Origin of the sequence: Metabacillus sp. Hm71, from assembly GCF_051842955.2 — a bacterium.
Lineage (GTDB): Bacteria > Bacillota > Bacilli > Bacillales > Bacillaceae > Metabacillus.
The window spans coordinates 4,619,813-4,642,694 of the sequence record NZ_CM200278.1; the positions used below are offsets into that span (position 1 = coordinate 4,619,813).

The window sequence follows — 22,882 nt, forward strand, 5'->3', positions numbered from 1 at the left end:
TCAGGTGATGTCCGTTTTATTCAGATTATCAAAAAAAAGAGCAAACAGTTTTCCTGTTTGCCGCTATGAACGAACATTTAATAAGAATAATTTCTATGACTCTTTAAACTGCCCTGGCGTCATGCCAGTATATTTTTTGAACACTTCTGAAAAATGCCGATACGTAAGATACCCTACTTTCTCACTCACCTCAGAAATTTTTTGTCCTGCTTTCAGCATGATCTTTGCTTGTTCCATTCTGTACTTCGTTAAATATTTAATATACGTAAGACCCATTTCTTCTTTAAACAAGACGCTAAAATAGTTAGGATTCATTCCTACAAGTTCAGCGACCTCTTGCAAAGTTATATCTTGATCATAATTCTTCTCAATATATTCTCTAGCTTTTTCAACAGCCTTGTGTTTATTTGAGATTTTAGATGTGATGATTAAATCAATCATCTTTTCCATTTGGCAAAATAACCAATTCGTCATCTCTTCCCTTGTGTTTAATTCTCGGATTTCCCTTTGCGGGTAGTAACCTATTAATTTAATATCCTCACCTGTTTCTTTTACAACTTCTAAGCCGAGATAAACAAGCTTTAAACATTCACTTTCAGTCATGTCCGGATTGAGTTTTTGTGAATCAAGCCATTGAATATAAATATCCAGCTGGCCAAGCAGACTTTTTTTATTTCCCGTGCGCATATAATACAAAACGGCTTCCTCTTGTGCTGATAAATCCTCAGGAATTTTATTGTTTTTCCCTACGTCTTCAAATCTTGTCCAACCCTTACTTTCCAAAAAACGGCCATATCTTAATGCATGTAGCGCTTCCCGATAACTTTTCTTTGCATCTTTGATAGCAGGATAAGTGTTACCAGAACCAATTGTAACTTCTTCCTGTTCAGTCCAAGCCAGTAATTGTTCCGCAACCGTCTCAAGATTATTTTCATAATGAAATAACACCAGTAGTTGTGTGGTGCCATTCCAAACCGGAACAACACTGAACATAGCATTCGATTGTAACAGTGAGCGATCACCTGAATAGGCAAGAACCGTAACACCCATTATTTTTTTTGCCTCTGCTGTTCCAAAGCATTCCTGCCACTTGGATTCAGCCTCCTTTCCTTCTAGTAATAAATCTAACGTAGCCTTCTGTAACAATTCCTCCTGGCTTTCGTGCCATCTAGAACGTAGCTCCAACACTTCATTTTCTTTAGTAATTCGATGGGTAATTTTCTCCAAAGCCTCCTCAACCATTGGGATCGTAATCGGCTTTTGTAAATAATCGATAACCCCCAATTTTATCGCTTGTTTTACATATTCAAATTCATTAAATCCGCTAAAAACGATACATTTCGTTTCCGGAGCTTCTGATAAGATTTTGCCAATTAACTGAAGACCATCTAGACCTGGCATACGAATATCAGTAAAAATTATATCTGGTCGTTGTGAATGAAAAATGGATAACGCTGTATTTCCATCTTTCGCAGTACCAACAAGCTCCATTCCGTATTTAGACCAATCAATCATTTTTTTTAAGCCTTCAATGACAATAAATTCATCATCAAAAATTGCGACTTTCAACATCTCCCATCCATCTCCCTTCGTTAGGATTAAAGCGAATTTCAATTTTTGTCCCTTTGTTTACCTCACTCTTAATCGTCAATGAACTAGTTGATCCGTAATAAATTTTCAAACGCTCACGTACATTTCCTAATCCATAGCCCTTTTCAGTTAATGCTATGTCCTTTATTCCTACCCCATCATCTTCGACAATAAAAAGAATGTAGCCTGATTCAAGACGACTGGCTGTTAATCGTATCGTTCCTTCTCCAACTTTGGGCTCCAGCCCATGGTAAATGGCATTTTCGACGAGAGGCTGCAGCAAAAGCTTTAAGATTTCCTGATCCAATAGATCAGGATCAACTTCTTGAATATAGGTAAACCGATTGCCAAATCGAATATTTTGAATTGTCATGTAATGCTCAATATGCTTCAATTCCTGATGAAGCGGAATAAGCTCTTTCCCTTTATTCAAACTAATTTTAAAGCTTTCAGATAGAGAAACGGCCATTTTTCCAATATCTTCATGATTGTGAATCATCGCCATCCAATAAATTGAGTCTAATGTGTTATAGAGGAAATGAGGATTGATTTGCGCCTGTAATACTCTAAGCTCAGTCTCTCTTTCTTTTAATTGTGAACGAATAAGCCTCTCGCTGAGGTCTTTATTTTCTGCTGTCATTCGTTTAAAGGTTTCACCAATAGCCCCAACTTCATCATCATGAAATGTCTCTTTAAATTCACTTGATCCTTTGGCCCATAACACCATCATTTTTTTAATTCTTTGCAAAGGGCGGGTAATGGTATCAGATAAAATGACCGAAAAGATGACGGCACTAATCGCAATGAGTGCTGCAATTAAGTTTGTAACGGCTCGAATTTGGTGAGGTTGTTTTAACAATTCCTGTTCTTCAATAAAATAACCAAACGACCAACCAGTTGTTTCATTTTCATAACTGCTTACGACATAACCATCCTCTTCTTTTTGTTTAAAAATTTCCGATAAGTCGTTTTTTGAATTCTCATCATAATAATGTGAATTTGAAGCGTATACTGTATTCGTTTCATTATTAGAAGCATCTAAAATTAAATATTCATTATTCTTCGTCTCGTTCATCATTTCGGAAAACATCGATTTATTAATATTTACAATTAATAGTCCGATTGTTTCAAAATCCTTTGAAGCTGGATTTCTTAATAATTTCACAGAAGAAAACGTTTTGTTCCAGTCTAAGTCCTCTAGTACATTATTAGCAAAAAAGATTTCTTTCCCCTGAGCTTGGACAGCTTTTTTATACCAGTCACTTTCTTTAATCCCTATTCGCTTATTTTCACTTTCGTAACGTCCCGCATTGTCAGATCGCCCATAACAGACAGCTCGAAAATAATTATCAAACAAGCAGACAGAATCAATGTATTTCTGCTCAGTTGCATAATCTGACATAATCTGCTGCAAACGGCTGGATGTGCTAAGTTTAAGCGCCTCCTGTTCCTGATCTGAAATGGATCCGCTTTCAATTAATTGCTGACGTAAATCTTTATTTGATAGGATAATTCTTTCCATATTAATGACATTGCGCAACAATAAATCTGCTCTTTCGCTCGTCGTTTTTAAATGATTTTCATTTGCCTGGAGATGATTTTCTATTAATGTCTCTTTCGAAATGTGATAAGACAAAACCCCTACGATAAAGATCGGGGGAACTGATAAAGCAATCATTACAGCGAGAAAGCGACTGCGAATTTTTCGAAACCGAAAGCGAGATGCAAACTTATGAAAATGCTTGATCATACTAGAACCTGCTTTCTTTGCTAGGATGTTCGAAAACTCTAGCGATATTAAAAATAATTTAAAAACCCTAGTGATCTATCTTTTTCAAAACCGAACGAATAAAAATATTAATTTACTATATGATATAAAACAAAAATAAAAAAAGAAATAGAAAAGAATAACAAAAACTAATAACTATATTTCCCACCTGTAAAACGGACAACTTTTCCTGTAAAACAATCATTGTTTACGCATTCAGAAATCGCTTTAATAGAACTAAGCTATTTTACAAAGATCTTTTGATAAATTTAGTGTTAAAAAAATGGAGGAAATGATATGAATCACAATACTGGTTTATGGCGCCAACGTTTGGGCTATGGCGTTGCCGATTTATCCTGTAATTTAATATGGCAAATGATAACGCTTTATCTGATGTATTTCTATACAGATGTTATGGGACTTGCTCTTGTTCAAGTCAGCATGCTGTTCCTTGTGACAAGAATCGTCGATGGGATTACTGATATCATTATGGGGGTTATCATTGATAAAACGAATACACGCTGGGGAAAATCCAGACCTTACTTTTTATTGGGAGCGATACCATTTGGTTTGCTCGCCATTTTAGCCTTTTATGTTCCAGATATAGGACCTGTTGGCAAACTCATTTATGCATATATCACCTATATCGGCTTATCCACTGCTTATACAATGGTAAATGTTCCGTTGGCATCAATTCTGCCGAGCTTAACAAGTAATGAACAGGAGCGTACGAATCTTGCTACCGTTAGAATGATCTTCTCCTTTATTGGAGCTACTGCAGTTAGTGCCATTACCCTTCCTTTAGTTAATGCTTTAGGAAATGGCTCTCAAGCTCAAGGATTCTTGTGGACGATGGTGATTTTCGCAATCATTGCAACATTGTTATTCTTCGTAACCTTTAAAAACGTTGAGGAAAAGGTAAAATTGCGTCAGGAAAAGGTAACTGTAAAACAAGCATTTTCAACGTTAAAAGGGAATAAGCCTTGGTTGATTTTCGCATTAAATATTGTGTTTATGTTTGGATCTCATTTCTTTATGCAGGGAGCATTAATTTATTATTACACTTATAATGTTGGGCAGCCAGAATTAGCTTCAGTAGTAGCTAGTATTGGAGCCTTCGTTCCAATCATTGGAACATTTTTCACACCTTTTCTTGCAAGTAAAATGTATAAACGCACCTTGTTTATGATTTCAAGTACTATTAATCTTGCAGGCATCATCATGATGATCATCGCAAATGTAAACGTTACAGGATTAATGATTGGTGCTGTCATTACAGCATTAGGTTTTGGAGTAAAACAAAGTATTTATTTTTCAATGCAAGCAGATCCCGTAGATTTTGGCGAATGGAAAACAGGAATAAGTGCAGCCGGCATCATGATGGCCTTAAACGGATTTATTGGCAAAGTTGCGTTAGCAGCAGCCGGAGCTCTTTCCGGATTATTTTTAAGTTGGGGAAATTATGTTCCAAATCAAACGCAAACTGCTTCTGCTTTATTTGCCATTAAAATGAACTATTTAATCATTCCAGCAGGTATGGTCGTGATTTCAATGATTATTATGTGTTTTTATAATTTGGATAAATTGTATCCAAAAATCCGTGCAGAAATTGATGCACGAAATAAAGAAGATAATGGAACATTTGACCATTCAAAATTAGCATAATATGAAACTAGCAAAGGATAGGTGGAAATTGTCATGTCCGAAAAAATTCAAAAAGTTGCCGATCAAGTCATCGTACGAAATGAAACATTTATCTCAAAAGCTGAACGATTAATGCCTGAATTTTTAAAAGAAACAGTCCGTCCACAAAGCCTCATAAAAATAGAGGAAAATCCCGCTAAAATTCATGGCTGGGGAACAGAAGTGATTGAATCAGCAGATCACCTATCAAACTACGATTATGGGAAAGGAGGTCAATTCATTTTGGATTTTGGTACACATCTTGTTGGGTATCTTTCCATGAAGGTAAGTCCAGTAGGAAGTCCGCCTGATGCTCCACTTCACCTGAAATTGACATTCGGAGAAATGCCCGTTGAAATGGCTGAGCCTTTTTCTGAATATAACGGATGGATCAGCTCATCCTGGCTGCAGGAGGAAACGCTGCATGTTGATGTGTTGCCAGGAGTAATTGAATTGCCGCGACGTTACAGCTTCCGCTATTTAAAAGTTGAGGTTCTTGATACATCCAAAAAATATCGTGTAGCATTTGATAATGTCGAGTGTATAACTGTTACTTCTGGTGATGCTTCACTTGTAAAAGAATTAGCTCATGAAGATGCAATGCTAAAGGAAATTGACAAAGTAAGCATCAAAACTTTGCAGGATTGTATGCAAGAGGTCTTCGAGGACGGACCAAAACGTGATCGCCGTTTATGGGTTGGTGATTTACGCTTGCAGGCCCTTGCGAATTATGAGACCTTTCAAGCAAATGATTTAGTGAAAAGATGCTTGTATTTATTTGCCGGCGTACCTGATGACAAGGGAAGAGTGGCAGCAAACTTATTTATCGCCCCTTCTCTAATCGCAGATGACACGTATTTATTTGATTATTCCTTATTATTTACAACGTCTTTATTCGATTATGTTGAAGCAACGAATGATTACGAAACACTGGCAGAATTGTGGCCGCTGGCATACAGACAGGTTGAGATTGCACTTGAACGATTAGATGAGCGAGGAATTGTCAAGGATGATGAAACATGGTGGTCATTTATTGATTGGAATGAAAAACTAAATAAGCAAGCTCCTTCACAAGCAATCTTAATTTATACTTTAAGAAGAACAATAAAAATGGCAGCTCTTCTGAAGAGCGATAAGCAAGCGTATTTAGAAAAACAGCTGCAAGCAGTGATTGATGCGACAAAGGAACATCTTTGGGATGAAGACCTCGGATTTTTCGTAAGCGGCTCAGATCGCCAAGTTTCCTGGGCAAGCCAAATCTGGATGGTTCATGCGGAAGTGTCGGCACCTGAAGCTAACCGTAAGATTATGAATCACTTGTTAGCCAAAAAGCCTGAAGTTGGGCTGACAACACCTTATATGTATCATTATCTTGTGGAAGCACTCATACTAGTTGGTGAAAAAGAACAAGCCATCGAGCAGATGAAGGCTTACTGGGGGGAAATGATCAAGGATGGCGCTGATACATTCTGGGAATTATACGATCCCGCCAATAAGAGCTTTTCACCGTACGGAAGCTATCTAATCAATAGTTACTGCCATGCTTGGAGCTGTACTCCTACGTATTTAATACGTAAGTATGCTTTATAGATTTATCAATTTCAATATAAGGGACAGTCCCAAATAGTACGATTTTTGGGACTGTCCCTTTTAATTCGCGTAAAAAATACCTGGGACTGCCCCCGTATTTAGACAGTCCTTTTATTTTTCCGATATCGACTCGGCGTTTCTCCGTAAAGCTCTTTGAACTTTCGGTAAAAGAAGCTAAGGCTGTCATAGCCGACTTGAAAAGCAATTTCATCGATACTTTTATCAGTATTTGTTAGTAGGCTTTCAGCATTAATCATTCTTTGTGTTTGCACAAGTTCAAGAAATGTTTTACCTGTTCGTTCCTTTAGCATATTTCCTAGGTAATTTGCATTGAAATTAAAGGTTTCTGCTAAACTTGTTAATGTACAATCCTTATAATGCTCCTCAATATACTGCAGTATTTCAATGATATTTGTCTTTCCTGATGATTTCGCAAGTTCAAAGTTTTTATCTAATGTGTAAACACGCATAAGCTCAGTAAAGAGGATTGGCATATAATAGCTCACCAATTCCATCGAGTAGTCCTGCGGATCAAAATACTCGCAAAGCATATTCCGAATAATCAATTGCAAGTTTTCATGATTTTCAGTATGGAATAGTATATACCTGTCATGACGCTGATTCTCTGAAACAGCATTCGCCAAAAAGCTCGAAACAATGCCCTTATTGCTCAACTGTCCTAAAAAGGCAGTTGAAAATGTCTCTTTTTTCATAATGATATTAACCAATATATCATTTTCCCCCAATTCAGGGATGCAGTGCGGAACATCCTTATCTAGCAAGCAAATCTGCCCTTGAGTCAATTTTACTTCTTTCCCATTTAAAAGCTGCCGGCATTCCCCTGAATACACATAATTCATTTCAATAAAGGTGTGCATATGCAGGGGCATATCGGCAAAACGATGGTGCTTGCTAATATAGACAGACCCTTTATCAAAAAAATACTTTTCCTGTAAACGCGGAATAGAGCTGTCATCTTCAATGATCAGCTCATTCCCATCATAATCATTTACATTTTCATGGGTGATGATTTGAATTTTTTCAATATCATCCAGCTTGCGCAAGAATTGATCTAATTGTTGGTGATTCATCTTCATTCTCCTGAACAATAGAAACTGATTACTTTTCTTTCATTTTAATTGAATTTCAGTTACCTTTCAAAATTGAAGACGAAATCACATAAAAAATCGAATGGCGCCTAAAGATTCCCTTATAACACAATTGTATGAAAAGATTCGGCTTCTAATTTAAACGAATAAACTTCTCCATTTTCTTCAATTGTCAGTTCACGTGCATCCTTGAACGGATTTGCAACAACAAGCACTTTCGATCCGTCGGGATTTAGAAAAGCCGTTGTATTCCCTGTCCATGGACCAACTGTTTCAAGCCGAACTGCGCCTTGTTTGACAAAATGAGAAAAGTGCTTCATCACGTAATATTCCGGATTGTAAATCGTGTGTTTTGTTTCAGGATCTACTGTCATCATGGAGTTTTGTTCCCATCCCCATGTACTTCTGCCTTTAGGTTCTAAGACCATATTCCAATAAATATAAGCATTCGCTCCGTTTACAAAGTAATGGCGAAACAGATTATGAACATAATGAGCATATGCCCATGTATTTTCACCGTTTCCACATTCGTTCTCGGTTTGCATATATTTTAATTCAGGATAGCTTTGTACTGTACGTTGAATCGCAATTTTGCCTGCCCATTGGTAACCGACACCTTTTATATAGCGGTAAGCCTTTGGATCACTTAACACCGTATTTGCATACGCATCATAATCCGATGTTGTTCCTTTCATCAACTCTTCCCATGGTTCAGGTGCGTTAATCGTTCCTAGCCATATTTCAGCATCAATCCCATGTTTTTCAAAGGCTGGTCCTAAATAATCAGCAATAAATTCGCGAAGCTGCTCCCCTGTCCAAAGACATGAAGGAAATTTCTGATCCGCCACAACTTCATTTTGAACATGGATTTGATGAATGATAATTCCTTCTTCTTTATAGGCTTGAACAAATTTAACAAAATAAAGGGCATATGCTTCAAGCACTTTCGCTTTCCAGCGAAGTGTTCCGTAATTGTATGCTTTCGGATATTTCATCCATGTTGGCGGGCTCCAAGGAGAGGCAAATAGCTTTAACTCCGGATTACGTTTTAAAGCCTCCTTGATATATGGAATTAAATATTTTTTATCGCGCTCAATGCTAAAATAGTTCATCTCATAATCTTCAGGTGTTTCATTATGACTATACCATTCAAGCGCATAGTCACTGGCCCCAATTGGCAGGCGGCAGATTGAGAATTGACACTCGCCCTCTGGCAAAAATAGCGCATCAAATACTTTGTTGCGATCTTCTTCTGACAAGTGGCTTAGCGCTTCAAAGCCAAGTTCATTAAAACAGCCGCCAAATCCATCAATAACGCGTTTTGTTTCATTTGTTACAAGTAAATTTGGCGTTGCCCCTGCAGAAGAAGGCACTGGACGTTGTTCTTTCCAGAGTTGTTCTTTTGTTGTTGAAATCCAACTTGTTCCCATGTTCCCTCTCCTCTACTTCACTTCAAAAATCATAAATGACCAAGGCTTTAATAAGATGGTTTCACCCTGTTTAAATAGTTTATTAGATAATAATTCAACAGCATCTTTAAACGGATACATTAACTCTTGTGATTCAGCTGAATAGTTAAAGATAAACTTTATCGTTTTACTTTGTTCATTCACTCCGCTCTTCACAATCAGCGGAAAGCTGATCTCTTGTTCTGAATTCCAAATACCCGCCCGTTTAAGGGCTTGAGCAAGAATCGCAGACATCAATTCTGGAGATACAATACAGCCAATATAAGTCGCAAATCCTTTTCCATACTCATTACCAGTAATGGCTGCATATTCCCCCCATGCAGGATGATCATATGTAGCCAATACTTCTGCTGTTGTAGGTGTCAGCAGTTCCATCCATGTGTGAATATGATTATGAGTTTCCTCAACTCCATATGGATTGCCCAAAAGCTTAACATTCTTTGGCTCCACAAACATCTGGTATTGCACACCACAAGCCTTTTCAATGATTCCTGGCTGAGCAGATGTTCGCACCTTGATATGTTCGTTCGTAAATCCAGATTTAAAGGTAAAGATGGCATGACCGCCATTTTCTACATATTGATTTAAACGATCAAGCAATTGGTCTGAAGCGACATATAAACAAGGAACAATGATCATTGCATAATCGTTTAAGTTCTCGGTATCCGGGTTGATGATGTCACACTCTACATTTAATTTATAAAGTTCATCGTAGATTAATCGAAAGATATCGTTGTAATTCAACTCAGATTTCTGATTAAATTTAAACCAGCTAACACCTGTCAAAGCTTCATTGCTTACAAGAATCGCTGTTTTATTCTTCTTCTTAAGGTTTATGAGTTTTGGTGATAGACGGTTAAAATCAGCGCCAATTGTTTTTGCTTCATTATAGACCTGATTCGGCTGAAAATCGTGACTTAAAAGCCCTTTCCAATACGTTTCAAAAGAGTTATGAATCGAATGCCAATGCCAGTATGCAACCATATTCGCACCTGAGGCAACATGACTGAAAGCCTGTAAGCGAAGCTGGCCTGGATAAGGTGTCCAATTCGTAAAGGCTTGTGCCTCTGTTTCAAGGACAAGATAATTTTGCTGTTTCGTTGAACGAGCGACATCCCCGCCAAAGGAAATTTCCATTCCTGTTAAATCATCCTGTGATGGATGATAAATATCCACTCCGGTAATATCAAATGGTTCTGATGCAGTAAAATGGTTGACGTTCGGCTGAATTCCATATGAATAGCCTCGCCATTCAAAGTCAAAGTTTTGCGTAATAAATTGTCCTTCTCGGCGATATTCCTTGACAATATCAACCTGCCATGCGAGAAAATCATCCACAAGCTTGCGCTGAAACTTAGAAAACTCTGCTCCTAAGCTGCCGTTAATTGTCCCAACAACCGAAGGCATATCCTCCCAAGCATGAACATCATTGCTCCAATATGCAAGTCCAAACTCCTTATTTAAAGCTTCTGTCGTTTTAAATTTCTCTTTTAAATACTTCAAAAATTGATGCTGGACATTCGGTCCGCTCGTATCATAATGCTTCGTTTCATTATCGATTTGATAACCGATGATGGCTGGATGGTCTTTCACATTTTCCATCAGCTTTCGAATGATCCGCTCTGCATAAAATAAATAGGTCGGATTTGTAATATCCATAATTTGTCTTGCGCCATACTTTCCCTTGCCTTGCTTCGTGACAGCTAATACGTCTGGATGTTCTTTTACCATCCAAGTCGGCACCGCATAGGTCGGAGTGCCGACAATAACAGAAATTTCCGCTTTATGCATGGCATCTAGTACTCTATTAACAGATGTAAAATCAAAGACTCCGTTTTGCGGCTCATGGGTACTCCATGTTGATTCAGCGATGCGGACGACATTGATTCCTGCATCCTTCATCATTTGGATATCGGTTTCCAGCCGGTCATGCGGCATATATTCGTCATAATAAGCGACACCATATAGTAATTGCTTCAACTTTCTCTCTTCCTTTCATCCATTACTTAATCGCACCATCAGCAATGCCTTCCAAAATATATTTTTGGAAAAAGGCATAGAAGACGATAACAGGCAATGCTGTTAATACCAATGCAGCCAGGATCTTCGGCCAGTCTGCAACATATTGGCCGAACAGCATATTAATCGATAGCATAAGCGTATAATTATTGACATCTGTCAGCATGATCAATGGCAAGAGGAAATCGTTCCAAAGCCAAAGCACATTCAATACCAATATGGTTGCCGTTATCGGTTTAAGCAATGGAAAAATAATTTTAATAAAGATTTGAAAATCGTTGCAGCCATCAATCTTCGCTGCTTCCTCCAGCTCTTTCGGAATCGATTTCACAAATCCGTGATAGAGAAACACAGCCATGTTTACACCCAGCCCAATATAAATGAGACCAAGACCATAAAGTGATCCTTGGAAGCCAAGAATTTTTGCCATTTGACTCAACGTAATCATGATCGAGTGAAAAGGTACGAGCATTGAGGCAATGAAAAGCGTAAAAATAAGTGCACTAAGTTTCCCTGATGTTCTAGCAAGCTTATAGCCGGCAAGTGACCCGCAAAATACAATCCCCGCAAGGCCAATTACGGTAACAATCAATGTATTAAAACCACTTCCTAATAGGTTTAACTCTGTAAAAACACCCAGATAGTTTTCTAGTGAAAGTGAATTGGGCATCGATAACACCGAGTTAAAGATTTCCCCTTGTGATTTAAAAGAATTGATCACGGCCATATAGATCGGAAAAAATGAAATAACCGCAAAAACAGTCAAGATTAGGTTAATGGAAAATGAAACGGCACGGTTCTCCCTCATGCTTCAACCTCCTTACGCTTTAAGATCGTTACTTGAATCAATGTAATAATCAATACAACGAGGAACAGAATCATTGCTTTTGCATTGGCATAGCCGAAACGGAAGTTATTAGAGAAGGCTTCCTCGTAAATATTTAAAGCCATTACTTGAGTTGAAGTCCCTGGACCGCCTTGTGTCAAAGCATAGACAACATCGAATACTTTAAACGCTCCATTTAAGGTTAAGAACGAACAAATGGTAATCGCATGCATAATCATTGGAATTACAACATGTCTTAATCGTTGAAAAACATTTGCACCATCAATCATTGAAGCTTCTTTTAATTGTTTTGGAACGCCTTGTAATGCTGCCATATAAATAACCATCATATAGCCAATTCCCTGCCAAAGCGAAACAATTAAAATTGAGTAAAATGATACCCTAGCATCCCCAATCCAGGACTGATCTAAAATTGAAAAGAGGGCTTGTTCTGAAAGTTCTGGAAAGACATTTGTGAAAATGAATGAGAACATTAATGAGCTAATGATTAAACTTATCATATTTGGCATAAAGAAAATCGTTCGAAAAAATCCTTTTGATTTCATTCGTGACTCTATTAATAAAGCTAAAAGCAATGCGGCAACATTTTGAATCACAAACATGAAAATCGTGTAACGCAACGTAAACCAAAAGGAATGTCTAAATGCTGGATCATCACTAAAGGCCTCAAAATAATTACTGAATCCAACAAAGTTGAACGTTGGATTTAATCCATTCCAGTCCGTAAAGCTATACACTCCTGCACCAATCGTTGGGATAAATAAAAACACGAAATAAAAAGCAAATGCCGGAAGGACAAATAAAATCAAACTTAAATGGTTGCTTTTTGCTTTAAGCTTTTTCTTCGTTGCCGCTTCCTTCATAGGTACATTTGGTACATTCAATTCTTTAACAGGCACTTGGTTTCATTCCTTTCATTCTTAGATTCTTAAAGTGAAAGAGGCTTTCTAAAGCCTCTCTTTCACTGTTTATTAATCTCTTTTACTTGTTCACTTTGTTATACTCCTGCCATGCCCGGTCTAATCCTTTAATAACATCTTCTTTAGAGGAATCGCCAGCATAGTAGCTTTGCAGTAATTTTTCAGAAGCAGATTTTACTGCTGCAGGAATAACCGGATCCTGATATACTTTTCCTTCTTCCACATATTTCGCCGAATCCTTTAACCAAGGGTAAGTTTCAAATGTATGAACTTCAGAAATCGGATTAAAGCCTAAGCTCTCATAAAATGCACTAGAATCTTGTTCATCTAAGATATAGTTCACAAAATCTTTCGCTACGTCTTTCACTTTACTTACTTTTGAAACTGCTAGAGATGTAGATGTACTTAAATTAATGAGCGTAGCATTTGGATCATCATTAATCGGAAGTGCTGCAACACCGAAGTTGAACTTTTCATTTGTTGCAAGCATAGACTCGGCCATCCATGGTCCTTGAACCCACATGGCTGCTTCACCGCTCGCAAAGGCTGCAGCCCCTTGATCCTGACCAACTTCAAATGGACGGTCTGTTCCATGAGCATGAACAAGATCAATGATCTCAAACATGCCTTTTAAATCAGCAAATGAGCCTTCTCCAGCATTCATGCTGTCGATAAAACCTTTGTTTGTTGTACTTTCTAATGCACCAACCGTTAAAGGAAGGAACAGCTGTGGAATATAGGAATCTTTATAAGCACGAATGAATGGTGTAATTCCTTTGTCTTCAAGTGTTTTTATAACCGCTTTCATTTCTGTGAGTGTTTTTGGTACTTCAATGCCATTTTCTTCAAAGATATCTTTGTTATAAATAAATCCCCATTGTAGTGTTTCTAAAGGTACAGCAAGAACCTTGCCATCTCTTGTTACCGCTGGTGATACTGTGTCATAAAGATTTTCCACAAATGGTTCACCAGATAAATCCTCTAAATAACCTGCCTTATCATATACCGGGATGTCATTGACCGCATGAAGAGCAAAAACATCCGGACTATCACCAGAAGCTAGACGTGTTTTTAATAACTGATCTGCTTCATTCACACTTGGCAATTCAAGCTTAACTGTTACATCTCGACCTTTTTCTTCTTTTTGTTTTTTAATAAACTGATCAATATATGTTTCGTATTGCTCCTTAAAACGAGGCTGTCCGATAAAGACCTTTAATTCTACCTTTTTCCCATCGCCTCCACCTGCATCACCAGATGAACTGCTGCTGCCGGGTGCAGTACACCCTGCAAGTAAACCTGCAAATAAAATGGAAACAAGAAATAATGTAAGCGCTTTTCTCATTTGGTAATCTCCCCTTTCTGTTTTAATCATAATCTGTTTGTATTGGTTATGAAATTGAAAATATTAACGCTTACATTTGGACTATTTTAAGTTTTCCGAATTGTTCCCGGAGATGTTCCAAAGTATTTTTTAAAAACGCGATAAAAATATGAAACATCTTCATATCCAACCATTTCGGCAATTGTCTTATATTGTAATGAAGTAGTCATGATTAGCTCTTTTGCCTTTTCCATCCGTTTTGTGATGATATACTCAGTCACATTGCAGCTATATCTTTTTTTAAAGGCTGTCGTTAAATATTCTTTGCTGACAAAAAAGGTTTTAGCGATCATTTCAAGTGATAAATTCGGTGACGCAGAATGATTATCAATATAGTCCTTAATATCTTCCAAGTTTATTTTGTTTTTCTGTTTCCTGATTTCATCAAATTTTATCATGATTTGTTTGCCGATATTTAATTGGTTTGTAAGCTCATCTTCAACCGTGATATTTGCATGGTGGCTTAATTGCTCCCAATCTAAACCGATATCCTCCATTCTAAGGTTATGTTCCTTCAAAGCTTCCTTAAGGAGAAATAAAAATTCTTGATGCAAGTGAAAAATTAGCAATTCATCTTTCTTTTGGGAATCATTTAATTTGCTAAGAAACCGCTCAATACTTTTAGAAAGCTCGGAAGCATTCAATTCCTTTAAGGAAAAAGCCAGAGTGTGATGAAAGGGTTGAATTAATTCTTCCAGTTCAGGATTTACTGTAAATAATGGGAAACCTATTTGCTGCTGTTTCCATTTTCTTTTTTCATACAAAGCTTTCTCTAATGCTTTATTTAGTTCTGTTCCATCGATAGGCTTTGGTAAATATTCAATCACACGTGATTTAATGGCTTGTCTAGTATAAACAAAGTCTTGATAACCGCTTAGAACGATGACCGGGATATGTGAAAAATCTTTTTCAAGTACTTCAAGCAGTCCAATTCCATCAATTCCCGGCATCTTCATATCTGTTATGATGAAATCAGGGCGTTTGCGTTTAATGGATTCAAGGGCTTCTTCCCCATTTGTTGCCTCCATTAGATGTGTGATGTCTAATGATTCGAAATCTATTAATGCTTTAACCGTTTCTCTAGTCCAGCTTTCATCGTCAACAAGTAAGATAGTATTCATATCAATTCACATCCCTTTGTATATACGGCATTCTTAAAATCACTCTTGTATAATCCGCTTCCTTACTGTATAGCTCAATCCCATAATCATTTCCGAAATAAAGCTTCAGTCTCGCATCTACATTTTTTAAGCCAATGCTTCGATTTTGTGTCCCCTCATCAATCAGCAGCTTTCTCCTAATCTCATCTAAAACATGTGCTGTCATTCCCACACCATTATCTTCAATGACAATTTCAATTTCATCAAATATTTTTTGAATATCAATTTTAATCCTGCCTTTTTCAATTTGTGACTCAAAGCCATGTTTAAAAGAGTTTTCTACAATCGGCTGCAGGGATAAAAGCGGAATAAGGCCATCATTGACAGCTTCATCAACAAATAAGTGAATCGAAATATTTTCACCAAATCTAACTTTTTGAATATATAAATAATTTTTCAAATGGCTAACCTCTTCACGGATAGGAACCAAGTCTCCACGCTTATTTGTGATATAACGAAACATGTTCGCAAGACGCTGTGTCATTTCATACATGTCTTTAGCTTGTTTTTTCAAAGCCATCCCGCTGATGACTTGCAGCGTATTATATAAAAAATGCGGATTAATTTGTGCTTGCAGGGCAAGAAATTGTGCATCGCGATTTTCCATTTCACGTTTATAATCCTTTTCGATCAGTTCTCTGATCCGTTCTATCATTTCTTTATATTTTCTTTGAAGAATCCCTATTTCGTCTGTACGTCTATCGTTTATTTGAACGTTAAAGTTTGTATCTTCAACATGTTCCATTGTCTTAGAGAGTGCTACAATTGGTTTGGCCACTTGATTTGAGACGATAATCGATAATAAAACCGTTAAGAAGATCGATATAATAAGAATGACGAAACCAGATTGGCCAATATAAACCGCTCCTACCATCATCACTTCTTCTGGGACCACTTTTAATAAGATGATTTTTCCGTTCATCATTTCCTGAAAGAAATAATAATTCTTATCCTTCTTCAAGTAATGGCTTTCTTGTGAAGAAATGATTTCGTTGGAGATGTCCTTGCTGATCTCTCTATTCATATCGAGCTGATCCGGATTAAAGAGCAAATTCCCATGGGAATCAAGGAGCAATACTGACTCTTCTTCATTACTTTGCAGGTTTTCGGCTATATGATCCATAAATGAAAACACCACTTGTATTTCAAGTCTCCCAACCAGCTTTTGGTCCTCAAATCGATAGATATTACGCGATAATGAAAAACTTTCTGTAGCTGGATCGACATTGAAAATAGCGTCTTTCTTATTTTGATTCGATGGTGAGCTTACATCATTGCTTACATAAAAATCGTTCATTTCCACTTTGTATAAGCGATCATCCTCATAGGAAACAAGTGAGGCAGATAAAATATCATCATCCCCATTATATAAACCAAATAGTTTATCTTTTAGATAGGACTGTATATTAAAAGCATTAATCGTGCTTATATTATCAACAGTCGTAATGCTTGGCACCAGCTTTTCGTCCACAAGTGCTGAAAATAAAAAGTCATTATACCAGTACATTTGCTCTTCAATATAACTCTTCGAAAGTTCCATCCGGGAAAGATTGGAGCTAATTTCTGATGACTCAACGGTTCCTCTGGAAATATGAGTTGAGATCAGCATGAAGATTAAAAGCGGAACCATCATGACCAGAAGCAGGGTCCCCATTAACTTGTGCTTAATGCTTTCAATAACGTATTTGTTAAAATAATGCTTTACTCTGCCTCGAAATCTCATGATTCATCCTCCATTTGGATTTCCATCTGCTTTTTACTGATATTTTGATAATTATAAATCGTAAAATGATAGATAAAAAGACTATCTTTAAAAAAGATGGTTTCGTCTATTTAAAGATAGTCTTTTTTTCTAATTGATTAGCATGTGTCCATGCTGTCCGCTTCTTGCAGAAAATGCGGCGATGCATCAAAAAAAGAGGGGGCAATTATTGCGGAATATATTCAGCGAACAATGATCGAATGGTTACCCCGAAACAGTATCTAACATATAACCAAAGAAACACATAAAAACGGCTAACCGAAAGGTCAGCCGTTTTTTTCTATACCTATATTAAAGGGGCGGTGAACATTATTTCGCATGGTCACCTTTTAATAGATTGCTATCTGAAATTGGCAGGGCAATAATCTTTCCGCCAATTTGAACATGAACAGTATCATTAAATATAGCCTTAACAATTCCTTTTAAAGAAATAGTTGAATTAACAGCAATTGGTTTTGGAGTATCTGTTGCCATCTAATTTCACACCTTCCTAGCTAAATTAGTCTTTAATAATTTGATAGTTTTTGTGAGAAACGACAGTTAATGGTGTTTCAACATTTATTTCTTCTGCATCGGATTTGCTAATCTGTACGATGACACTTTCTTCTCTTACTTTTACTACTTCACCCAAAAGCACCAATCCATTCCGCTCAAAGCGGATCTTCTCTCCTTCTTTAGCTATGTTATTTTCATTCATCTTAGCCTTACACTCCATTTTCTTTTTTTCACTTTAAATGGATTCATTCAATGATTCATTGAACGATAAATCAAGTATTACACCAACTGATAGCTATGTCAATAAATATGAACTTAAGTTCACGTTTTGCTTTTTTATGGTATAGTAGTACCGAGGTGATCCTATGTCTGAGCATGATGATGAACAGCTAGTTGGGGAATATCCTTACTTGCCAAAACAAAAACGGGCACAATTGAAACGACAGGCATTGCTTGAGAGCGGTCGTGCTCTGTTTACCCAGAAAGGATATGAGCAAACAAACGCAAAAGAAATCGCATTACATGCCGGTGTTGCAATTGGAACATTTTACAGGTATTTCACTGATAAACGGCAGCTGATGATGTCGCTGTTGGAAGATCAATTGGCGAAGCTGCTGCCTCCTGAACCGAGCTGGTCGAATGTTGATCCAGAAGCATTTTTTTCCACACTTTTGGAGCAGCATTACAATCGTCTTGAAGAATTAGGCCTGCACCGTGTATTACCTGAATTGTTGCTGAAGGATTCTCAATTAGCTGAGGTGATTTTTGAAGCTAGAAAAAAAATACATGCCAGAATATATTCAAGCTTGAAACATGCTAAAGAAAAAGGAATGGTATGGCAAGACCTAGATTTAGAGACCGTTTCATGGTCAATTATGGTGTTATCAGATCAAGTACCAGAAAAGCAAAAGGAAAGCGGCGATCGAACAGACTACTATGAACTTGCTAAAGTCATATGCCGGCTAGTGTTCCCTCCAGAGGTATTGGAGAAATTAAAAAAGGAAAGTCGTGAAGCATAGTTGAGTAAAACATTTTAATAATGTTTTAAAAAAGAAGAAGAACTATATAAGGATTATTATACCCCATCAGAACTTGTAAAGTCACGAATAAAAATGTGAAAAAACAGCCTTTATTGTGCATGAGAACAAAAGCGCAAGAGCCTCGTTCAGCCTAGGGCAAATAAGACGATTTAGAATAGAAGGCGTTCTTTGCCTTCAATTCTAAATTGGCTAGACCCTAGAGGGGCTAGGCGCTAGAGCTGGATGTCAAAGCGCTATACACAGTCCAAGAATTTTATAATTTCCTATGCAATAACAGCAAAAAGCGTAAAACAATTTGTCCTCTATTGTTTTACGCTTTTTTAATGGCAATCGATATAAAGTTAGGCTTATCCGAATGAAACTATTTGATTTTTCCCTCGTCAAATAGAGTAATACGGAATCTTATTAGAAAAACTTGGCTTGTCGCCAAGTCCTAATGGCGAAAGCCTTAGTTTATCTTATACTATCATCCATAAAGTTTTATGCTTTCTGGTGTAATAAGCACTTCCGTTCATTTATAAAGGAGGGATTACTATGGAGAAAAAAAAGTTTCACTTTTTAAAAATTGCAGCCATCATGTTAGGACTCGCTACAGTATCTGTATTCGGTCATACACATGCAGCTGCCTCAACGATATATAAAATTACGAAAGGCGATACCTTGTACAGTCTTGCCAGCGAAAATGATGTATCTGTCTCACAATTAATGCAGCTAAATAACCTGACTTCTCCAATCATTTATGCCGGCCAATATCTTATGCTTCCTACCACCATCACCATTAAGAAAGGCGATACTTTATTTAGTCTTGCTAAAAAGTACAATACGAGTGTTTCCCAGCTCAAATCTATAAATCATCTGTCTTCAACTATGATTTATGCAGGCGAAAAGCTAATCATTCCTACAACTGTCATTGTTAAAAAAGGCGATACACTTTATCGAATAGCCAAAAATTACGGACTGACGGTAGATGAACTTAAAGCTATTAATGGATTAACCTCCACAACGATAAAAATCGGTCAAAAACTCATCGTTGCGAAATATGGAGGTGTGACGACTGCTCCTGACCACTATGATCCTGAAAAGGTAAAGGTTGAAGTTACTGTAACAGATCATTTCACCTTCCATGCAGAAGAACCGAGACGATTTATCGTCCAATATACGAAAAATGATGGCTATTTTTCTAGAATAGAAGTGCTTAATGCAAATGCCAATTTGAATGAGATTAAGAAAAATTCAATGGCCTATTTAAAAGGTAACAAAATAACCGATTATTCAACCGACCGAATTGCCCATCCATTTTATAAAAATGCTGAATTCTTCTTACATGGTACAAACAGCAAAACACAAACAAATATTGTCGTGAAAGAAGTAGATGGAAAATTAATCAGATTTACGATCCATTACCTGAACAAGGAAGAATCTGAAGGGATTACACCGCATATGATTGATATCTTGAATACGATTCGAGTGAGGTAGGTTAGTGTGTTTTTAAATTTGCATGAGTAGATGTTCTAGATGCTCTAATCAAGCACGAAGAGGCTGTCTTGAAATCAAGACAGCCTCTTCAATAGCTTAACCATTTATCTTCTTAAAAAACACCATTTGCCCCGGCTGAATTAGAGATAACAGCGGACAATCCTCAGGAATTACCCGGCCGATTACATTAACTCGTTCGTCGGCATGAAGATCTCTTAAAACGATTTGCACTTCACCGCGGTAGCGGCCGTAAAGATCATTATCCATTGTAATCGTGCCAAGCGTTCGTTCAATTGTATTGTCAGGAACAACCGCTTCTTCTGTTCTTGTATCCATTAACCGAAGTACATCTCTTGCAAAGTCAGGACGCGGACGATACTCGCCTTCTTGAAGCACAGACGATTGAATCCGGATTGGAATCTCTTTGTCCTGATCATATTTTACCAATTGTTCCAACAGCCCTTCACCAGGATCAGGATCGCCGACATACACATCAGCAATGCCCCAACGATAAAGCTCAACTGCAGCAACAAATGGATCTAGATAACGATGGCGTTCCAAAGTAGGCAATCCCTCAAACAGCGGTCCCCGCTTCTCCCCTCGACCAGGCACATACGCATACACTGGAATATTATAACGATTGAAGAGAGCGGTTTGCTTTTGAAAAAACATTTCATCAAGCCCTGTTTCACGACGGGGATAAAAGTTATGCCAAGCAATTAATCGATCTGCATCGATCCCCTTTGCCAATAAGGAATTCAGGTCACTTTCCAGGATGATGCTTGCATTAATGGCAAGCCGAAATTGTTTTGAAAGCTTGAGAATGGTTTCATCCTCAAAAAAATCATCAAGACGCAATCCTACAACACCAAGGGACGATAAATCTTCTAATGCTTGAATTCCCAGGTGTTTAGGTGTTTTCTTCGATACATCGGCATATACATCAACCCCGTAATCTCTTGCCACTTCAAGAAGTATTTTGGCTCTCTTAGCAAGATCACCTGTTTCTTCAGGAATGTGAAGCGAGGTAAATGCCCGCTTCACACCTTTCTTGCTCGCTTCTATTATCCGTTGTTCAGCTTTTGAATCATTTAAATAAAATGAGATACCGATCACTCAAATTCACCAGCCATCCGATCATTAAATCCAAATAGGAACGTAAAGATAAAGCCTGCTGCATATGCAATAACTAAGCCAATTAAATATAAGACGATCTGTTGGGCATGAACTAAGAATGTTAATGGTATTCCTGAAACACCAACAGCAACTGTTGCTACATTAAAGTAGGCCTGAAATGCACCGCCAACTCCTGCTCCTAGGCATGCTGTTAAAAACGGTCGACCTAGCGGCAACGTTACCCCGAAAATTAATGGTTCGCCAATTCCAAGGATCCCAGAAGGAAGGGAACCGCCAATTGCTCGTTTCAAACGTTTTTTCTTCGTTTTCATATAAATAGCAAATGCTGCACCAACTTGACCTGCACCTCCCATTGCTAAAATCGGAAGCAATGGATCATCACCGATTGAGTTAATTAATTCCAAATGAACTGGTGTTAATCCTTGATGCAATCCAGTAACAACAAGAGGCAGGAAGGTTGCGCCTAACACAAATCCAGCGACAATGCCGCCCATATCCAAGACAGCCAGCAAGCCTTTTGTTAATCCGTCTGAAATTATTCCGCCAATTGGCATAAAGACAAGATAAGTTAAAATACCAGTAATGAGTAAAGCTATTGTTGGCGTAAGAATAATATCAAGTGACTGTGGTACAAACTTGCGAACACGCTTTTCTACCAAAGCAATAAAGATCGCCGCAAATAAAACCCCTATTAAACCGCCGCGACCAGGCAATAATTCTGTACCGAAAAGACTGATGCCTGCAACAGCAGGGTTTATAATTAAGATACCTGCTAAACCTCCAAGCGCCGGTGAACCGCCAAATTCCTTCGCTGCATTGATCCCCACTAAAATTCCGAGATAGGCAAACAGGCCTCCTCCGATCGTTGACAAGATAATTGCCGTTTGTGATTCTGCCGGCAGCCAGCCCGCCTGAACAATCGCCTTTGTAATCCCTGTGATTAAACCAGACGCTACTAAAGCAGGGATAAGCGGGATAAAGATGCTCGCAATTTTTCGCAATAAAAGCTTAAATGGTGTCGCATTTTTTTCTTTTAGCTCTGATTTTTTCTGAGCTGCACGCTCTTTTAAATCGATGCCTCCTGAAGCATCTACCAACTTGCCAAACTCCTCTGTCACTTTCGCAACCTTCCCTGGGCCTAAAATAATTTGTAATGTTTCCTGTTCAACAAGTCCTAGCACACCATCTATCTTTTTGAGTGCTTCTTTATTAACCTTTGTTCCGTCAACTGGCGTTACACGAAGACGGGTCATGCAATGTGTATATGATGCAATGTTTTCAGCTCCACCAAGCTTTTCAAGTATTTTTTTTGCTAATAATTGATTTTCCCCAGACATTTTAAATCCCCCTTTTTTCTATTTCGGCAATCTTGCTGTTTTGAAAACGCTATTATTTTTCTGAAATAAAAGCCTGAAATCATTAGGTACAGGCAA

Annotated in this window: 18 protein-coding genes; 4 read left to right on the forward strand and 14 right to left on the reverse strand. The window is 37.7% G+C overall.

The genetic code is table 11. The annotated features are described in order from the left end of the window. Window positions 1-93 precede the first annotated feature (93 nt). On the reverse strand, window positions 94-1,572 hold the full coding sequence (locus ACSVDH_RS22810) for a response regulator (RefSeq protein WP_439251737.1): 1,479 nt from the start codon (window positions 1,570-1,572) through the stop codon (window positions 94-96). Further along, complete coding sequence (locus ACSVDH_RS22815) at window positions 1,550-3,340, reverse strand: sensor histidine kinase (protein ID WP_439251736.1); 1,791 nt, start codon at window positions 3,338-3,340, stop codon at window positions 1,550-1,552. The genes ACSVDH_RS22810 and ACSVDH_RS22815 overlap by 23 nt, the downstream gene beginning before the upstream one ends. A gap of 315 nt (window positions 3,341-3,655) precedes the next feature. Here ACSVDH_RS22815 and ACSVDH_RS22820 point away from each other — a divergent pair, with 315 nt between their 5' ends. Together ACSVDH_RS22820 and ACSVDH_RS22825 are read left to right on the forward strand one after the other, a co-directional pair. Next, on the forward strand, window positions 3,656-5,023 hold the full coding sequence (locus tag ACSVDH_RS22820; protein WP_439251735.1) for an MFS transporter: 1,368 nt from the start codon (window positions 3,656-3,658) through the stop codon (window positions 5,021-5,023). A gap of 33 nt (window positions 5,024-5,056) precedes the next feature. Next, window positions 5,057-6,631, forward strand: a complete 1,575-nt coding sequence (locus tag ACSVDH_RS22825; protein ID WP_439251734.1) for an alpha-L-rhamnosidase-related protein — start codon at window positions 5,057-5,059, stop codon at window positions 6,629-6,631. 98 nt (window positions 6,632-6,729) lie between these two features. Here ACSVDH_RS22825 and ACSVDH_RS22830 read toward each other — a convergent pair whose 3' ends face one another. The 10 genes from ACSVDH_RS22830 to ACSVDH_RS22875 all read right to left on the reverse strand — a co-directional run bounded on the left by ACSVDH_RS22830 (window position 6,730) and on the right by ACSVDH_RS22875 (window position 17,998). Then, the gene (locus tag ACSVDH_RS22830) at window positions 6,730-7,722 is read right to left on the reverse strand and encodes an AraC family transcriptional regulator (RefSeq protein ID WP_439251733.1); all 993 of its coding nucleotides are present in this window, start codon (window positions 7,720-7,722) and stop codon (window positions 6,730-6,732) included. Window positions 7,723-7,841: 119 nt separating this feature from the next. Next, window positions 7,842-9,170: a glycoside hydrolase family 30 protein gene (locus ACSVDH_RS22835; protein WP_439251732.1), complete on the reverse strand. Its 1,329-nt coding sequence runs from the start codon at window positions 9,168-9,170 to the stop codon at window positions 7,842-7,844. Window positions 9,171-9,182: 12 nt separating this feature from the next. Continuing rightward, window positions 9,183-11,189 carry a beta-galactosidase gene (locus ACSVDH_RS22840; protein WP_439251731.1) on the reverse strand — a complete coding sequence of 669 codons (2,007 nt, stop codon included), beginning with the start codon at window positions 11,187-11,189 and terminating at the stop codon, window positions 9,183-9,185. A 22-nt stretch (window positions 11,190-11,211) separates the two neighbouring features. Beyond that, window positions 11,212-12,036 carry a carbohydrate ABC transporter permease gene (locus tag ACSVDH_RS22845; protein ID WP_439251730.1) on the reverse strand — a complete coding sequence of 275 codons (825 nt, stop codon included), beginning with the start codon at window positions 12,034-12,036 and terminating at the stop codon, window positions 11,212-11,214. Next, the gene (locus tag ACSVDH_RS22850) at window positions 12,033-12,938 is read right to left on the reverse strand and encodes a carbohydrate ABC transporter permease (protein ID WP_439251877.1); all 906 of its coding nucleotides are present in this window, start codon (window positions 12,936-12,938) and stop codon (window positions 12,033-12,035) included. Before ACSVDH_RS22850 ends, ACSVDH_RS22845 begins: the two co-directional genes overlap by 4 nt. 118 nt (window positions 12,939-13,056) lie before the next feature. After that, the gene (locus ACSVDH_RS22855; RefSeq protein ID WP_439251729.1) at window positions 13,057-14,340 is read right to left on the reverse strand and encodes an ABC transporter substrate-binding protein; all 1,284 of its coding nucleotides are present in this window, start codon (window positions 14,338-14,340) and stop codon (window positions 13,057-13,059) included. 86 nt (window positions 14,341-14,426) lie between these two features. Next, complete coding sequence (locus ACSVDH_RS22860) at window positions 14,427-15,500, reverse strand: response regulator transcription factor (RefSeq protein WP_439251728.1); 1,074 nt, start codon at window positions 15,498-15,500, stop codon at window positions 14,427-14,429. 1 nt (window position 15,501) lies between these two features. Further along, window positions 15,502-17,262: a sensor histidine kinase gene (locus ACSVDH_RS22865; protein WP_439251727.1), complete on the reverse strand. Its 1,761-nt coding sequence runs from the start codon at window positions 17,260-17,262 to the stop codon at window positions 15,502-15,504. Window positions 17,263-17,610: 348 nt separating this feature from the next. Next, complete coding sequence (locus ACSVDH_RS22870; protein WP_299087195.1) at window positions 17,611-17,775, reverse strand: hypothetical protein; 165 nt, start codon at window positions 17,773-17,775, stop codon at window positions 17,611-17,613. 25 nt (window positions 17,776-17,800) lie between these two features. Further along, a complete protein-coding gene (locus ACSVDH_RS22875; RefSeq protein WP_299087197.1) occupies window positions 17,801-17,998 on the reverse strand; it encodes a DUF2187 family protein in 198 nt (65 codons plus the stop codon). Window positions 17,999-18,161: 163 nt separating this feature from the next. Here ACSVDH_RS22875 and ACSVDH_RS22880 point away from each other — a divergent pair, with 163 nt between their 5' ends. Both ACSVDH_RS22880 and ACSVDH_RS22885 read left to right on the forward strand, forming a co-directional pair. Then, a complete protein-coding gene (locus ACSVDH_RS22880; protein ID WP_439251726.1) occupies window positions 18,162-18,815 on the forward strand; it encodes a TetR/AcrR family transcriptional regulator in 654 nt (217 codons plus the stop codon). Between the two features lie 555 nt (window positions 18,816-19,370). Next, window positions 19,371-20,312 carry a LysM peptidoglycan-binding domain-containing protein gene (locus tag ACSVDH_RS22885; protein ID WP_439251725.1) on the forward strand — a complete coding sequence of 314 codons (942 nt, stop codon included), beginning with the start codon at window positions 19,371-19,373 and terminating at the stop codon, window positions 20,310-20,312. 96 nt (window positions 20,313-20,408) lie between these two features. On the opposite strand, the gene ACSVDH_RS22890 is transcribed toward ACSVDH_RS22885, so the two are convergent. Next, window positions 20,409-21,428, reverse strand: coding sequence for a MupG family TIM beta-alpha barrel fold protein (locus ACSVDH_RS22890; protein ID WP_439251724.1), 1,020 nt, complete (start codon window positions 21,426-21,428; stop codon window positions 20,409-20,411). Continuing rightward, window positions 21,425-22,786 (reverse strand): PTS transporter subunit EIIC, encoded by a 1,362-nt coding sequence (locus tag ACSVDH_RS22895; RefSeq protein ID WP_439251723.1) that lies wholly within the window; start codon window positions 22,784-22,786, stop codon window positions 21,425-21,427. The genes ACSVDH_RS22890 and ACSVDH_RS22895 overlap by 4 nt, the downstream gene beginning before the upstream one ends. Window positions 22,787-22,882 lie beyond the last annotated feature (96 nt).